General features: G+C 71.0%; 16 protein-coding genes and 1 riboswitch. Of the genes, 8 read left to right on the top strand and 8 right to left on the bottom strand.

Going from position 1 to position 15,768, the window contains the following annotated elements:
- Positions 1–32: 32 nt before the first annotated feature.
- From metF to J7E93_RS10025, 5 genes are all read right to left on the bottom strand, one after another.
- A complete protein-coding gene (gene metF, locus J7E93_RS10005; protein WP_215067551.1) occupies positions 33–950 on the bottom strand; it encodes a methylenetetrahydrofolate reductase [NAD(P)H] in 918 nt (305 codons plus the stop codon).
- A 126-nt stretch (positions 951–1,076) separates the two neighbouring features.
- Positions 1,077–1,739 (bottom strand): thiamine phosphate synthase, encoded by a 663-nt coding sequence (thiE, locus tag J7E93_RS10010; protein WP_215067553.1) that lies wholly within the window; start codon positions 1,737–1,739, stop codon positions 1,077–1,079.
- Positions 1,740–1,832: 93 nt separating this feature from the next.
- On the bottom strand, positions 1,833–2,198 hold the full coding sequence (locus tag J7E93_RS10015; RefSeq protein ID WP_137989908.1) for an Rv2175c family DNA-binding protein: 366 nt from the start codon (positions 2,196–2,198) through the stop codon (positions 1,833–1,835).
- 44 nt (positions 2,199–2,242) lie between these two features.
- Entirely contained in the window at positions 2,243–3,457 is a 1,215-nt protein-coding gene (locus J7E93_RS10020) for an FAD-dependent oxidoreductase (RefSeq protein WP_215067555.1), read from the bottom strand.
- 28 nt (positions 3,458–3,485) lie between these two features.
- On the bottom strand, positions 3,486–3,827 hold the full coding sequence (locus J7E93_RS10025) for a hypothetical protein (protein ID WP_215067557.1): 342 nt from the start codon (positions 3,825–3,827) through the stop codon (positions 3,486–3,488).
- Positions 3,828–3,881: 54 nt separating this feature from the next.
- A riboswitch (TPP riboswitch) is annotated at positions 3,882–3,994 on the top strand.
- On the opposite strand from J7E93_RS10025, the gene thiO reads away from it, so the two are divergent.
- From thiO to J7E93_RS10055, 6 genes are all read left to right on the top strand, one after another.
- Positions 3,992–5,164, top strand: a complete 1,173-nt coding sequence (thiO, locus tag J7E93_RS10030; RefSeq protein WP_215067559.1) for a glycine oxidase ThiO — start codon at positions 3,992–3,994, stop codon at positions 5,162–5,164. Its footprint overlaps the riboswitch before it by 3 nt.
- Positions 5,161–5,361 carry a sulfur carrier protein ThiS gene (gene thiS / locus J7E93_RS10035; protein ID WP_215067561.1) on the top strand — a complete coding sequence of 67 codons (201 nt, stop codon included), beginning with the start codon at positions 5,161–5,163 and terminating at the stop codon, positions 5,359–5,361. Before thiO ends, thiS begins: the two co-directional genes overlap by 4 nt.
- Before the next feature lie 5 nt (positions 5,362–5,366).
- Positions 5,367–6,161 (top strand): thiazole synthase, encoded by a 795-nt coding sequence (locus J7E93_RS10040; RefSeq protein ID WP_215067563.1) that lies wholly within the window; start codon positions 5,367–5,369, stop codon positions 6,159–6,161.
- 90 nt (positions 6,162–6,251) lie between these two features.
- Positions 6,252–8,165: a Stk1 family PASTA domain-containing Ser/Thr kinase gene (pknB, locus tag J7E93_RS10045; RefSeq protein ID WP_215067565.1), complete on the top strand. Its 1,914-nt coding sequence runs from the start codon at positions 6,252–6,254 to the stop codon at positions 8,163–8,165.
- A 5-nt stretch (positions 8,166–8,170) separates the two neighbouring features.
- The gene (locus J7E93_RS10050) at positions 8,171–9,022 is read left to right on the top strand and encodes a deoxyribonuclease IV (protein WP_215067566.1); all 852 of its coding nucleotides are present in this window, start codon (positions 8,171–8,173) and stop codon (positions 9,020–9,022) included.
- 73 nt (positions 9,023–9,095) lie between these two features.
- A complete protein-coding gene (locus J7E93_RS10055) occupies positions 9,096–9,650 on the top strand; it encodes a DUF4396 domain-containing protein (RefSeq protein ID WP_215067567.1) in 555 nt (184 codons plus the stop codon).
- A gap of 47 nt (positions 9,651–9,697) precedes the next feature.
- Here J7E93_RS10055 and J7E93_RS10060 read toward each other — a convergent pair whose 3' ends face one another.
- Positions 9,698–10,330, bottom strand: coding sequence for a sulfite oxidase-like oxidoreductase (locus tag J7E93_RS10060; protein WP_215067568.1), 633 nt, complete (start codon positions 10,328–10,330; stop codon positions 9,698–9,700).
- A gap of 174 nt (positions 10,331–10,504) precedes the next feature.
- Between J7E93_RS10060 and bfr the strand changes: the two genes are divergently transcribed.
- Positions 10,505–10,981, top strand: a complete 477-nt coding sequence (gene bfr, locus J7E93_RS10065; protein ID WP_215067569.1) for a bacterioferritin — start codon at positions 10,505–10,507, stop codon at positions 10,979–10,981.
- Between the two features lie 20 nt (positions 10,982–11,001).
- Here the strand turns inward: bfr and J7E93_RS10070 are convergent, their stop codons facing one another.
- Complete coding sequence (locus J7E93_RS10070; RefSeq protein ID WP_215067570.1) at positions 11,002–11,256, bottom strand: bacterioferritin-associated ferredoxin; 255 nt, start codon at positions 11,254–11,256, stop codon at positions 11,002–11,004.
- A gap of 137 nt (positions 11,257–11,393) precedes the next feature.
- On the bottom strand, positions 11,394–12,743 hold the full coding sequence (locus J7E93_RS10075; protein ID WP_158986554.1) for a class II 3-deoxy-7-phosphoheptulonate synthase: 1,350 nt from the start codon (positions 12,741–12,743) through the stop codon (positions 11,394–11,396).
- Between the two features lie 162 nt (positions 12,744–12,905).
- Here J7E93_RS10075 and J7E93_RS10080 point away from each other — a divergent pair, with 162 nt between their 5' ends.
- A complete protein-coding gene (locus J7E93_RS10080) occupies positions 12,906–15,704 on the top strand; it encodes an N-acetylmuramoyl-L-alanine amidase (RefSeq protein ID WP_215067571.1) in 2,799 nt (932 codons plus the stop codon).
- Positions 15,705–15,768: the final 64 nt, after the last annotated feature.

The raw sequence follows: 15,768 nt of genomic DNA on the forward strand, positions 1-15,768 counted from the left end.
CCACCGCCGCGGGTCTGGGGCGGGTACGCCGGTCACGACTGCACGTGCAGTCCGAGATTCTCGTAGATCTCCAGCGTCGCGGTGGAGTTGTTCAGCGTGATGAAGTGCAGTCCGGGGACACCCTCGGAGAGCAGACGCGCGCAGAACTCCGTCGCGAACTCGATGCCAATGGAGCGTACAGCGGCCGGATCGTCCTTGACGGCGAGGATGCGTTCTTTCACGTCCGCCGGGAAGAGCGCGTTGCTGAGCTGGGGCAGCCGGTCGAGGGTCTTCACGTTCACGACAGGCATGACTTCGGGGATGATCGGCGTGTCGCAGCCGGCCTTCGCCACGCTGTCCCGCATCCGGAGGTAGTTGTCCGGATCGAAGAACATCTGGGTGATGGCGTAGTCGGCGCCGGCGCGGCACTTGTCCACGAAGTGGCGGATGTCCGCTTCCCAGTCGGTGGAGCGCGGGTGCATCTCGGGGAAGGCCGCGACGCCCACGCAGAAGTCGCCGGACTCCTTGATCAGCCTGACCAGGTCGGCGGCGTACCGAACGCCCTCGGGGTGCTCGATCCACTCCCCCAGCGGGTCGCCCGGCGGGTCGCCGCGCAGCGCGAGCATGTTGCGGATGCCGGCGTCGGCGTACTGGCCCAGGACGTTGCGCAGCTCGGCGACGGAGTGGTCGACCGCGGTGAGGTGCGCCACCGGGGTGAGCGTGGTGTCTCCGGCGATCTTCTGGGTGGCCTTGACCGTGCCGCCGCGGGTGGATCCGCCGGCTCCGTAGGTCACCGAGACGAAGCTCGGACCGACCGCCTCGACCCTGCGCAGGGCGTTCCAGAGGCTCCGCTCGCCCTTCTCGGTCCGGGGCGCGAAGAACTCGAAGGAGTACGAGGGCTTGCCGGACGCGAGAATGTCGCGGACCGTGCGTGCACGGTCCGAGCGGGTGGAAGCGGTGCCGAGAGCCATACGGGCAGGTTAGACGGGGTCCCTCGACGGATGAAGCGACGTCCGAGGAGTGGACAACTTTTTGGACACCTCCGCGGCGGCCCCCGGTGGGCTCGCCTCGGCGCCCCCGCCGGCCTCCCGGCGTGTCTACGCCGAGCGCTCGCGGACCCGCTTGGCCAGCCGGGCCGTCGCCGCCGCCGGGTCGTCGGCCTCGGTGATCGCCCGGACGACGACGATCCGGCGCGCGCCCGCGTCCAGGACCTCGTCGAGGGTGGTCTCGTCGATCCCGCCGATGGCGAACCAGGGCCGCTGCTGTCCCTGGGAGGCCTCCAGGGAGGCCGCGTACCGCACGAGACCGAGCCCGGGCGCGTACCGACCGGGCTTGGTGGGGGTGGGCCAGCAGGGGCCGGTGCAGAAGTAGTCCACGCCCGGCTCGGCGGTGGCCGCGTCGACCTCGGACTCGGCGTGGCAGGAACGGCCGATCAGCACCTGGTCACCGAGGATGGCGCGGGCGGCGGGCACGGGCAGGTCGCCCTGGCCCAGGTGCAGCACGTCGGAGCCGATCGCGTGGGCGACGTCGGCCCGGTCGTTCACCGCGAGCAGCGTGCCGTGCCGGCGGCAGGCGTCGGCGAGGACGGCGAGGTGCTCCAGCTCCTCACCGGCTTCCATGCCCTTGTCGCGCAGCTGCACGATGTCGACGCCGGAGGAGAGCACGGCGTCGAGGAACGCGGGCAGGTCACCCTGGCGCTTGCGGGCGTCCGTGCAGAGGTAGAGCCGGGCGTCGGTGAGCCGCTCGCGAGGCGTGGGCATGGGTGGTTCCCCCCGTCGGTGGGGCGGTCCCGTGGGGCCGGGCGGACCCGGCCCCACGGAAACCTCCTCTGTGGTGTCTTCGGTGCGTGTGCGTCAGACGGCGAGCGCCTGGGCGCGGCGCTTCACCTCCGTGCCGCGATTCTCGCTGAGGGCCTGCGCGGGCGTGCCCGGCAGGGTCGGGTCGGGAGTGAAGAGCCACTCCAGCATCTCTTCGTCGGTGAAGCCGTCGTCCTTCAGGAGCGTCAGGGTCCCGGAGAGGCCCTTGACGACCTTGTCGCCGTCGATGAAGGCGGCCGGCACCTGAAGCGCCCTGTTCTCACCGCGGCGCACGGCGATGAGCTGGCCCTCCTTGACCAGCTGCCGCACACGCGTCACCTCGACATCGAGCATTTCCGCGATGTCGGGGAGGTAGAGCCAGGCGGGGACGAGAGCATCGATTCTTGCGTCAATCTCGGTCACGTGGACAAGCCTGCCATCCCGGACCGACAGTCGGAAGTCGAGCCCTACAGGACTGCCGCCTTCAGGGGGACGGTGGGATCGGCGGCCCGCCCCGCGTCGAGGGGGGTGCCCGCCTCGATGAGCTTGCGCCCCTGGGCGAGGTCGCGGGGGCGCCCGACGGCGAGCAGGGCGACCAGGGCGCCCTCGTCCAGCCAGAGCACCGACCAGGACGGGCCCGCCGGGTCGCCGCGCCGGACCAGCTCGGAGGCGCCCGTGTGGTGGCCGGCGTACTGGACGAACCGGCCGAACTGCTCGGACCAGAAGTACGGCACCGGGTCGTAGACCTGGGGGATCTCGCCGATGATGTCGGCCGCGACGGTGCGCGGGCCCTGGAGGGCGTTGTCCCAGTGGTGGACCAGGAGCCGTTCGCCGTAGCGGGCGGAGGGGAAGGAGGCGCAGTCGCCGACGGCGTACACGTCGGGCAGGGAGGTGCGCAGCCGATCGTCGGCGGTGACGGAGCCGCCCGCGTCGAGGGCGATGCCCGAGCCGGCGAGCCAGCCGGTGGCGGGCCGGGCTCCGATGCCGACGACGACGGCGTCGGCGGGCAGCCCCCGGCCGTCGGCCAGGACGACCCGGCCGGGTTCGACGTGCGCCACGCGCGCGTGGGTGAGGAGTGCGGCACCGCTCTCCTCGTACCAGAGGGACATCGGGGCGGCGACCTCGGCGGGCAGCGCGCCGGCGAGCGGCCGGTCGGCGGCCTCGACGACGGTGACCGCGCACCCCGCCTCGCGCGCGGCGGTGGCGAACTCGGCGCCGATCCAGCCCGCGCCGACCACCACGATGTCGTGGCGCTGCTCCAGGACGGGCTTGAGCCGGGCGGCGTCGTCGAGGGTGCGCAGCAGGTGGACCCCGGGTACGCCCTCGGTGCCGGGCAGGGTGACCGGCTCGGCGCCGGTGGCCACGACCAGGACGTCGTACGGGACGGGTCCGGCCTCCGTGTCGACCTCGTGGGCGTCGGCGCGCAGTCCGGTCACCTCGACGCCGAGGCGCAGTTCGATGGAGAGCGCCTCGAAGTCGACGTCGAAGGCCGAGTCCTCGGCCTTGCCGAGGAGCACCGCCTTGGAGAGCGGCGGCCGGTCGTAGGGCTGATGGGGTTCGGCTCCGACGAGGGTGACCGGGCCGGTGAACCCCTGCTCGCGCAGGGCGACCGCGGTCTGCACCCCTGCCATCCCGGCGCCCACGATCACGACCCGCTGCTGTGCCTGCTTCTGCTCGCTCACCCGATCACCTTACGCATCTGACGGAACGTCAGGAAAGTAGCTGCTCGACCACGCTGGTCCCGGAGCCTTCCTGGGACTCCCATGCCCAGGTCTCCTCCAGGCGAACGCGGCCGTCCGGAAGGTCCACCACCGTGGAGACGCAATGCCCGCAAGAGGTGGAACCGTCGTGCTTCAACTGGACGTACCGGAAGTCGAGCCGGTCCCCCGCGCGCGTGCCGACGAGATGGCCCCGGACCACGTCCCCGCCCGCGTACTCGGCCCAGATCCGGCCGTCCTCCTCGTGGTACGTGAACCGGGTCCGGGTCCCGACCTGGCCGGGGGCCTGGTCGGCCACCGGGGAGAGGACGAGACCGTCGAGAGATCGGGCCACTGCGGAGGCTCCCTTACTGGGCGTCGGTGACGGGGGATAGTCTGACCGTCAACGTAGAGCACTCGCGGGAGCCCGGACGCACCGGGCTGAGAGGGAGGCTGGCCGGCCTCCGACCGTACGAACCTGATCCGGGTCATGCCGGCGAAGGGAGGGGCTGGACGCCCATGTCGCGTACATGCAGTACATCCGACGTTCTCGTCATCGGGGGCGGAATCATCGGTCTGGTCACGGCCTGGCGCGCGGCGCAGCGCGGGCTGCGGACCGCCGTCGTCGATCCGGAGCCCGGGGGCGGGGCCGCCCGGGTGGCGGCGGGCATGCTCGCCGCCGTCACCGAGCTCCACTACGGCGAGGAGACCCTGCTCGGTCTCAACCTCGTCTCCGCGCGCCGCTATCCCGGCTTCGTCGCCGAACTCCGGGACGCCACCGGTCACGACGTGGGCTACCGCGCCTGCGGCACCCTCGCCGTCGCGCTCGACGCCGACGACCGGGCGCATCTGCGCGAGCTGCACGCCCTGCAGACCCGCTGCGGCCTGGAGTCCGAGTGGCTCAGCGGACGCGAGTGCCGCCGTCTGGAGCCGATGCTGGCCCCGGGCGTCCGGGGCGGGCTGCGGGTCGACGGCGACCACCAGGTCGATCCGCGCCGGCTCGCCGCCGCGCTGGTCACCGCCTGCGAGCGGGCCGGGGTGGTCTTCCACCGGAACGTCGCCGACCGGCTGTCGGTCGTGCGCGAACGGGCCGCGGGCGTGGTGCTCGCGGACTCCACCGAACTCACCGCGGACCAGGTCGTGCTGGCCGCCGGCAGCCTCAGCGGCCGGCTCGGGGGCGTACCGGAGGAGGTCCTGCCACCGGTACGGCCCGTCAAGGGACAGGTGCTGCGCCTGACGGTGCCGCCCGCGTACGCGCCGTTCCTCTCCCGGACGGTCCGGGCGGTCGTGCGCGGCAGCCAGGTCTATCTGGTGCCGCGCGAGAACGGCGAGCTGGTCGTGGGAGCGACCAGCGAGGAGCTGGGCTGGGACACCACCGTCACGGCGGGCGGGGTGTACGAGCTGCTGCGCGACGCCCACGAGCTGGTCCCGGGCATCACCGAGCTGCCGCTGACCGAGACCCGGGCGGGTCTGCGTCCCGCCTCGCCGGACAACGCGCCCCTGCTGGGTCCGACGGCGCTGCCGGGCCTCCTGCTGGCCACCGGCCACTACCGCAACGGGGTCCTGCTCACCCCCGTCACCGGCGATGTGATGGCGGAACTCCTTCTCACCGGTGTGCTGCCGGACGAGGCCCGCCCCTTCACCCCCCGCCGCTTCTCCCCCGCCCGCGCACCTCAGGAGCAGCCCGCATGAACGTCTCCGTCAACGGCGAGGCGCGCGTCCTCGCCGCCCCCACGACCCTCGACGCCCTCGTCGCCACCCTCTCCGCCGCGCCCTCGGGCGTCGCCGCGGCCGTCAACGAGACCGTCGTACCGCGCAGCCAGTGGTCAGCGACCGTCCTCGGCGAGGGCGACCGGATCGAAGTCCTCACCGCCGTGCAGGGGGGCTGAGCGCGATGTCCGACGACACGTTCGTCCTCGGTGGTACGGAGTTCTCCTCACGCCTGATCATGGGCACCGGCGGGGCGCCCAGCCTGGACGTGCTGGAGCGTTCGCTGATCGCCAGCGGCACGGAGCTGACGACCGTCGCGATGCGGCGCCTGGACCCGACCGTGCAGGGCTCGGTCCTCTCCGTCCTGGACCGGCTCGGCATCCGGGTCCTGCCGAACACGGCGGGGTGCTTCACGGCGGGCGAGGCGGTGCTGACGGCGCGCCTCGCGCGCGAGGCGCTTGGCACGGAGTGGATCAAGCTGGAGGTCGTCGCCGACGAGCGGACCCTGCTGCCGGACGCGGTAGAGCTGCTCGACGCGGCGGAGACGCTGGTGGACGACGGCTTCACGGTCCTGCCGTACACCAACGACGACCCGGTGCTGGCGCGGAAGCTCGAGGACGTCGGGTGTGCGGCGATCATGCCGCTGGGCTCCCCGATCGGCTCCGGGCTCGGGATCCGCAACCCGCACAACTTCCAGCTGATCGTGGAGCGGGCGGGGGTGCCGGTGATCCTCGACGCGGGGGCCGGGACGGCGTCCGACGCGGCGCTGGCGATGGAGCTGGGATGCGCGGCGGTGATGCTGGCGTCGGCGGTGACGCGGGCGCAGGAGCCGGTGCTCATGGCGCAGGGGATGCGGCACGCGGTGGAGGCCGGCCGGCTGGCGTGGCGGGCGGGCAGGATCCCGCGCCGCCACTTCGCGCAGGCCTCATCCCCGGTCGGGGGCCGGGCCGCACTGGACCCGGAACGGCCGGCGTTCTGAGCCCGCGCGACCGTTCCGCGCGTCACAGGTGTGCTGCGGTACAGGCCGGTGGGGACCGGGGTGTCCTCACCGGCTCGTAGACTCGACGCCGTGGACACGACCCTCCAGGACCCCCTTGTCGGGCAGCTGCTCGACGGCCGCTACCGCGTCGACGCGCGCGTCGCCGTCGGCGGGATGGCCACGGTCTACCGGGCCGTCGACACCCGCCTCGACCGGGTGCTCGCGCTCAAGGTGATGCACCCGGCGCTCGCCACCGACGCCGCCTTCGTCGAGCGGTTCATCCGCGAGGCGAAGTCCGTCGCCCGGCTCTCCCACCCGAATGTGGTCGGCGTCTTCGACCAGGGCGCCGACGGCGCGTACGTCTATCTCGCCATGGAGTACGTCGCCGGGTGCACCCTGCGTGACGTCCTGCGCGAGCGGGGCGCCCTGCAGCCCCGGGCCGCGCTGGACATCCTGGAGCCGGTCCTCGCCGCGCTGGGCGCCGCCCACCGGGCCGGGTTCGTGCATCGGGACATGAAGCCGGAGAACGTCCTGATAGGGGACGACGGCCGGGTCAAGGTCGCCGACTTCGGTCTCGTACGGGCCGTGGGGTCGGCGACGAACACCACCGGCTCCGTCCTCGGCACGGTCTCGTACCTCGCCCCCGAGCAGATCGAGCACGGCACCGCGGACACCCGCGCCGATGTGTACGCGTGTGGTGTCGTCCTGTACGAGATGCTCACCGGCGGCAAGCCGCACGGCGGGGACACGCCCGCGCAGGTCCTCTACCAGCACCTGAACACCGACGTTCCGGCCCCCTCCGCCGCCGTCCCCGGGCTCGCCCCGGAGCTGGACGAGCTGGTGGCCGGCGCCACCGCCCGCCACCCCGACGTCCGGCCGCACGACGCCGTCGCGCTGCTCGCGCGGGCCCGGGAGGCCCGCGCCGCGCTCACGGACGAGCAGCTGGACGCCGTACCGCCGCAGGCGCTCGCCCCGACCGAGGAGCGCGACGCGTCCGAGGACCGGACCAGCGTCATCCCGCGGGCGGTGCCGCCCGTCGGGCAGCAGCGGGTGGAGCACACCAGCCGGCTGACCATGCCCCCGCCCGAGCCGCGCCCCGCGCGCCGCGCGGTGTCCCGCCCGCGCGGTCCGCTGCTCGTGCTCGCCGCGGTGCTGCTCGCCCTCGGGGTCGGCGCCGGTGTCTGGTACATCAACTCCGGCCAGTTCACGCGCGTGCCGGCCGTGCTCGGCCAGAGCGAGGCCCAGGCCACGAAGCGGCTGACCGACGCCGGTCTGGAAGTCGGCGCGACGAAGCGCGCCTTCAGCGACGTGTACGAGCGCGGCACGGTCATGGCCACCGACCCCGCCTCCGGTGAGCGGATCCGGGGCAACGGCACGGTCACGCTCACTCTCTCCCGCGGCCCGGAGATCGTGAAGGTCCCGAACCTCAAGGGGAAGCCGCTCGCGCAGGCCAGGAAGCTCCTGGAGCGGGAGGGTCTGGCGGCCGGTGTGATCACCTACGCCTTCAGCGAGGACATCGCCCAGGGCGCCGTCATCGGTTCCGACCCCGAGCCCGGCACGGAGCGCAGCCCGGACTCGGCCGTCGCCCTGGTCGTCAGCAAGGGTGTCCCGATCGACGTCCCGGACGTGACGGGCGCGTCGGTGGCCGACGCCACCAGCACGCTCCAGGACGCCGGGCTCACCGTCCGGATCGCCACCGAGCAGATCAACTCTCCCGAGGAGGCGGGCACGGTCGCCGCCCAGTCCCTCGCGGAGGGGAGCCGCGCGGCCGCGGGCGACACGATCACCCTGACCGTCTCCAAGGGCCCGCGGATGGTCGAGGTGCCCGACGTCGTGGGCGAGAAGGCCGACGACGCGCGCTCAGCGCTGGAGGACGCGGGCTTCGACGTGAAGATCGAGAAGACCTTCCCCTTCCTCGGCGACACGGTCGCGGGCCAGTCCGTCGACGGCGGCTCCACCGCTCCCGAGGGATCCACCATCACCCTCACGATCAAGGGACTGTAAGACTCATGCGCAACCCCGTCGGCGGCCATGTCCCCGTGGCCGGCGGCCTCGCCACGACCGGTCTCGCCTACGCCCGTGACCTGGGCGCGGAGGCCGTACAGGTCTTCGTCGCCAATCCCCGCGGCTGGGCCACCCCGCTCGGCAATCCGGCACAGGACGAACTGTTCCGGGCCGCCTGCGAGGGCGAGCCCCTGTCGGCCTGGGTCCACGCCCCGTACCTGATCAACTTCGGCTCCCACACCGAGGCCACCGTCGAGCGGTCGGTGGAGTCGCTGCGCCACTCGCTGCGGCGCGGCCGGGAGATCGGCGCGAAGGGCGTGGTGGTGCACACCGGCTCGGCGACCGGCGGGCGTCCGCGGGAGGAGGCGCTGGCGCAGGTACGGGAGCGGATGCTGCCGCTGCTCGACGAGCTGACCCACCCGGACGACCCGTTCCTGCTGCTCGAGTCGACGGCCGGACAGGGGTTCTCGCTCTGCTCGCGGGCCGAGGACTTCGGCCCGTACTTCGACGCCCTCGACCGCCATCCGAAGCTCGGCATCTGCCTCGACACCTGCCACATCTTCGCCGCGGGCCACGACCTGGCCGGGCCGCGGGGCATGGCGGGGACGCTCGACGAGCTGGTGGCGACCGTCGGCGAGGGACGGCTGAAGCTGATCCACGCCAACGACTCCAAGGACGTCGTCGGTGCGCACAAGGACCGGCACGCGAACATCGGGGCCGGTCACATCGGCGAGGAGCCGTTCCGGGAGCTGATGCGCCACCCGGCGACGGACGGGGTTCCGCTGATCATCGAGACGCCGGGCGGGAAGGACGGGCATGTCGCGGACGTGGAGCGGCTGAAGAAACTCCGGGGATGATTTTCCCGTTGAGGAATACCCCCAGGGGGTATAGCGTTCTCAGGGAGGCAGGCACCGCTACCTGGGGGTTCTCATGCAGCACGAAGCGCACGCACACCACGACCACACAGGCCACGAGGGCCACGAGGGCCACGAGGGCCACGAGGGCCACGGCGAACACGCCCACCAGCACCACGGGCACGGCCTCGGCAAGGTCTCCTGGTCCATGGCCGCCCAGGCGACGCTCCACTGCCTCACCGGCTGCGCCATCGGCGAGGTGCTCGGCATGGTCATCGGTACCGCGCTCGGCTGGGGCAACGTACCGACGATGATCCTCGCGATCGTCCTGGCCTTCTTCTTCGGCTACGCGCTCACCCTGCGCGGCATCCTGAAGGCCGGGGTGGACTTCACGACCGCCTTCAAGGTCGCGCTGGCCGCCGACACCCTCTCCATAGCCGTCATGGAGCTCATCGACAACGGCGTGATCGCCCTGTGGCCCGGCGCCATGGACGCCCACCTCGGTGACCCGCTCTTCTGGATCGTCCTCGCCATCGCCCTCGCGGCGGCGTTCGTCATCACCACCCCCGTCAACAAGTGGATGATCGGCCGCGGCAAGGGCCACGCGGTGGTGCACCAGTACCACCACTGAGGCCGCGCGCGGAGGAGACCCCACACGAGAACGGCGGTCCGGAGCGACTACAGCTCCGGGCCGTCGCCCGGTCCCTCCTGGTACGAGTACCGCTGCTCCGTCCACGGATCGCCGATGTTGTGATAGCCGCGCTCCTCCCAGAAGCCGCGGCGATCGGCGGTCATGTACTCCACGCCCCGGACCCATTTGGGCCCCTTCCAGGCGTACAGATGGGGCACGACGAGCCGGAGCGGGAAGCCGTGCTCGGCGGTGAGCAGCTCACCGTCCTTGTGCGTGGCGAAGATCGTGCGGTCGGAGGCGAAGTCGGAGAGCCGCATATTGGCACTGAAGCCGTACTCGGCCCAGACCATCACATGCGTGACGTTGGCGGCCGGCGGGGCCAGTTCCAGGATGGTCCGGGCGGGCACCCCACCCCATTCGGCCCCGAGCATGCTGAATTTCGTGACGCAGTGCAGATCGGCCACGACCGTGGAGAACGGCAGGGCGGAGAACTCCTCGTGGTTCCAGCACCGCTTGTCGCCGTCCGCCGTCGCCCCGAAGACCCTGAACTCCCAGCGGTCGGGCTTGAACTTGGGGACGGGACCGTAATGGGTGACCGGCCAGCCGCGCTGCAGCCGCTGCCCCGGCGGAAGATCCGACTGTCCTGCTTCCCGGTGTACCCCGCTCTCCGGCTGACCCATGTCATCCATGGTGACAGACGGCGAGGGGTGGTCATGACCAGGCAACCACCCACCCGCCCCTATCCGGGCAACTCCCACTAAGCCTGCACTTACTGGACGCCCCCCATCCGTGGTGCAAGGATGCGGCCATCCTGCCCAGTCACGGCGTAGACATGTGTGGAAGGAGCCTCTGCGATGCAGGGCGACCCCGAGGTCCTCGAGTTCCTCAACGAGCAGCTGACCGGCGAGCTCACGGCCATCAACCAGTACTGGCTGCACTACCGCATCCAGGACAACAAGGGCTGGTCCAAGCTCGCCAAGTACACCCGCGAAGAGTCCATCGATGAGATGAAGCACGCGGACAAGCTCACCGAACGCATCCTGATGCTGGACGGGCTGCCCAACTACCAGCGGCTCTTCCACGTACGGGTGGGCCAGACGGTCACCGAGATGTTCCAGGCGGACCGCCAGGTGGAGGTGGAGGCGATCGACCGCCTCAAGCGGGGGATCGAGGTCATGCGGGCCAAGGGTGACATCACCTCGGCGAACCTCTTCGAGGAGATCCTGGCCGACGAGGAGCACCACATCGACTACCTGGACACCCAGCTGGAGCTGATCGAGAACCTGGGCGAGGCGCTCTACCTCTCGACGCTGATCGAGCAGCCGAGCTAGGGCCGGCCGCCGGACAGCGGCTAGGCGGCCTCGGAGAGCTCATCGGGGGCGGAGAGGTCGGTCGCCAGGGCAGGCATGCCCTGGTCCAGAAGCTCCCGTCGAGGGCAGTTGCCGCGCCCGAGGATGCTCTGGATGCGCCGCACGCAGGAACCGCAGTCCGTGCCGGCCTTGCAGGCCGAGGCGATCTGGCGAGGTGTGCAGGCGCCCGCGTCCGCGTGGTCCTTGACCTGCTTCTCCGTGACACCGAAGCATGAGCAGACGTACACGCGGTTCACCTCCCGCCGAGATCGATAAGGCTAACCTAACCTTACCCGGCGACCCTGGCGCGTAAAAGCCCTGAATACGACGGTGGGGCGCGGATCACATCGATCCGCGCCCCACCGTCGTACGAAGCCACGTACTGATCACGCCGCTAGTCGCGGTAGAGCTCCGCGACCAGGAACGCGAGGTCCAGCGACTGACTGCGGTTGAGCCGCGGGTCGCAGGCCGTCTCGTAGCGCTGGTGCAGGTCGTCGACGAAGATCTCGTCGCCGCCGCCCACGCACTCGGTGACGTCGTCACCGGTGAGCTCGACGTGGATACCGCCCGGGTGCGTGCCCAGAGCCTTGTGGACCTCGAAGAAGCCCTTGACCTCGTCGAGCACGTCGTCGAAGCGGCGGGTCTTGTGGCCGGAGGCCGCCTCGAAGGTGTTGCCGTGCATAGGGTCCGTCACCCAGGCGACGGTCGCGCCGGAGGCGGTGACCTTCTCGACCAGCTCCGGGAGCTTGTCCCGGACCTTGTCGGCGCCCATCCGGACGATGAAGGTCAGCCGGCCGGGCTCGCGGTCCGGGTCCAGGCGGTCGACGTACGTCAGCGCCTCGTCGACCGTGGTCGTCGGGCCGAGCTTGATGCCGATCGGGTTGCGGATCTTCGAGGCGAACTCGATGTGCGCGCCGTCGAGCTGCCGGGTGCGCTCACCGATCCAGACCATGTGGCCGGAGGTGTCGTACAGCTCGCCGGTGCGCGAGTCGGTACGGGTCAGGGCGCCCTCGTAGTCGAGCAGCAGCGCCTCGTGGGAGGCGTAGAACTCGACCGCGCGGAACTCGGCCGGGTCGGTGCCACAGGCCTTCATGAAGTTGAGCGCGTTGTCGATCTCGCGCGCCAGCTGCTCATAGCGCTGACCCGACGGGGACGACTTCACGAAGTCCTGGTTCCAGGCGTGCACCTGGCGCAGGTCGGCGTAGCCGCCGGTGGTGAAGGCGCGCACCAGGTTGAGCGTGGAGGCGGACGCGTTGTACATCCGCTTCAGGCGCTCGGGGTCCGGGATGCGGGCCTTCTCGTTGAAGTCGAAGCCGTTGACCGAGTCACCGCGGTAGGTGGGCAGGGTCACGCCGTCGCGGGTCTCGGTCCCCTTGGAGCGGGGCTTGGAGTACTGCCCGGCGATGCGGCCGACCTTGACGACGGGCACGGAGGCCGCGTACGTCAGGACGGCGCTCATCTGGAGCAGCGTCTTGAGCTTGGCACGGATGTGGTCGGCGGACACGGCGTCGAAGGCCTCGGCGCAGTCGCCGCCCTGGAGCAGGAACGCCTCGCCCCGGGCGACGGCTCCCATGCGGGCGCGCAGCTGATCGCACTCGCCCGCGAAGACGAGCGGCGGATACGACTCGAGGTCCGCGATCACATCGCGCAGAGCCTCGGCATCGGGGTACTCGGGCTGCTGCGCCGCGGGAAGGTCTCGCCAGGTGTTGCCACCGGTAGCGGTGGTCTTAGCGTTCACGGTCACAACCACCACATTACGGGGTCGGGCGACCAGTCCAGCGCGGCGCCCAATGGCTGAGACGCGCGCCCGAAATGTCCGCTGACGATGATCTCATCATCAGGTGGTGTTACCCTCACGCGCGTTTAAACATCAACAGTTCGAAAAATCGAATCAGCAGGGGTGGGCGTGAGCCAAGGGCACCGCAGGGATCGCAAGAAACGACGGCTGCTTTACGGGGCGGCGGCGGCCGTCGTCGCCACCGCCACGATCGGCACCATCGCGGTGGCGTCGCCCGGCGTGCTGGGGTCCGAGGACGGCAAGAACAGCGGAAACGCTTCTCTTCAGTCGCAGTTCGCGGAGGCGGCGCGGGAGTTCGACGTACCGCAGAGCGTGCTGATGGCGGTCTCGTACCGGCAGACGCGGTGGGAGTCGCACGACGGCGAGCCGAGCGTCACCGGCGCGTACAACGTCATGGGTCTGACGGACGTCGACCCGGAGGACATCGAGGCCGAGGCCGACGAGCACCGCCTCGAGCACATGAACCGCAGTGGCGACCCTGCGGTCGAGAAGAAGTTCAACGCAGCCAAGGCACTGAGCACGCTGCCGAAGGAGACCGTCGACACCGACGACCCGCGGCTGCACACGCTGGACAAGGCCGCCGAGCTGATCGACAGCTCCGCCGAGTCCCTGAAGGACGACACCGCCGAGTCCATCCGCGCCGGCGCGGCGCTGCTCGCCGAGTACCAGAAGCAGGCGACCGGCGAGCTGCCGGACGAGCCGGGCCAGTGGTACCCGGCCGTGGCCCGTTTCAGCCAGGCACCGGACAAGAAGGGCGCCGCCCTCTTCGCCAACCGCGTCTTCGAGTCGATCAAGACGGGCGAGCAGGCGCTCACCACCGACGGCCAGCACATCGCGCTGCCGGCCGACCCGTCGGTCGAGCCGGTCAAGCCCTCGAACGTCCCGCTCGCCGCGACGTTCGCCAGCACGACGCGGGCTCCGGCGACCGAGTGCCCGACCGGCCTCCAGTGCGACTTCAGGCCCGCGGCCTACTCGCAGAACGACGGCAACTACAACATCGCGAGCCGCCCCGCCAACGGCTTCGACATCCGCCAGATCATCATCCACGACACCGAGGGCGGCTACGAGGGGTCGCTGGCGGTCTTCCAGAACCCCGCGTCGTACGCGAGCGCCCACTACCTGATCCGGGCCTCGGACGGTCTGGTCACCCAGATGGTGGAGACCAAGAACGAGGCCTGGCACGCGGGCAACAAGACCGCGAACATGCACTCGATCGGCATCGAGCACGAGGGCTACGCCATCAAGGCGGGCAGCTGGTACACCGAGCCGCAGTACGAGTCCTCGGCCGCGGTCGTGAAGTTCCTGGCGAACAAGTACGGCATCCCGCTCGACCGGCAGCACATCATCGCCCACGACGAGATCCCGGGCGTGCTGGACGCGAAGGTGCGCGGGATGCACTGGGACCCGGGCCCGTTCTGGGACTGGAACCACTACATGTCGCTGATGGGCGCCCCCACGGGCGCCGGCGGCGCCGGCGGCCCGCTCAAGGCCGGTCAGCTGGTCCGTGTCGTGCCGCCGTTCACCACGGCGAACCAGCCCACGCTGACCTACGGCGGCAACGCCGTGGCGACGCAGCCGGCGAACTTCGGCTACCTGTACACGACCCCCGTCGCCGACCCGGCCTACGCGCTGCAGGACGCCTACCTCGGCACGCAGACCTGGTCCGAGGGCCCGAACTGGGCGAACAAGGTCGTCGCGGGCGGCGAGTACGTCGTCGCCGAGGCGCGTACCGACTGGACCGCGATCTGGTACGGCGGCCAGAAGGCCTGGTTCCGGAACCCGGGCGGACAGTTCACCTCGCCGGTCGGCACGACCCAGACCGTGCTCACGGCCAAGGACGGCGCCACGTCGGTTCCGGTCTACGGGCGCGCCTACCCCGAGGACGCGGCCTACGCGGGAACCGGTGTCCCCGTGCAGTCGGAGAACAACGCGTACCTGACGAAGTACAAGCTCCCCGCCGGGCAGGCGTACGCCAAGGCCGGCCCCGCGGCGCCCGGTGACTACTACTACAGCGCGTACAACACCAACGGCACCCGGGTCGAGGGCAAGACCAACATCTTCATCCCCATCCGCTTCAACCACCGGCTGGTGTGGGTGAAGGCGAGCGACGTCAAGGAGATAGGCACCACCGCTCCCGACGCCGGTACCGACCGCTACAACCTCATCGCCCGTGACTCCTCCGGCGCCCTCTGGCAGTACCAGGGCACCGGCACCGCGTCCGCCCCGTTCTACGCCCGCTACCGCGTCGGCAGCGGCTGGCAGGCCTACAACCTCGTCACCCCGCTGACCGCGCTCCGGGCCGACGGCACCGGTGACGTCATCGCCCGGGAGCCCTCCGGTGCGCTCTGGTACTACCCGGGCAGCGGCAACCCCTCCGGTCCCTTCAAGCCGCGCGTGAAGGCCGGCACCGGGTGGGGCGTCTTCAACCAGGTGATCGGCGTGCGGGACCAGACCGGCGACGGCAAGCCCGACGTGATCGGCCGGGAGAGCTCCGGTGTGCTCTGGCTGTACCCCGGCACCGGCAACCCGAGCGCCCCGCTCGGGCCGCGCCTGAAGGTCGGCACCGGCTGGCAGACCTACAACATGATCGTCAGCACCGGTGACCTCACCGGTGACGGCAAGCCCGACGTCATGGCCCGCGACTCGGCCGGCGCGCTCTGGCTGTACAACGGCACCGGCACAGCGAGCGCGCCGTTCGGTCCGCGGGTGAAGATCGGTACGGGCTGGCAGACGTACAACACGATCGTCGGCCCGAGCGACCTCAACCGTGACGGTCGTACGGACGTGATCGCGCGCGACGGCTCCGGTGCGCTCTGGCTGTACACGGGCAGCGGCAACGCCTCCGCGCCGTTCCCGCCGCGCATCAAGGTCGGCAGCGGCTGGCAGATCTACAACATGATCTTCTGATCCGCTGACCCGTCGCAGTGCTCTCGGGGCCCGGCTCGCACCGTCCACGGTGTGAACCGGGCCC

Source organism: Streptomyces sp. ISL-36 (assembly GCF_018614205.1).
Lineage (GTDB): Bacteria > Actinomycetota > Actinomycetes > Streptomycetales > Streptomycetaceae > Streptomyces.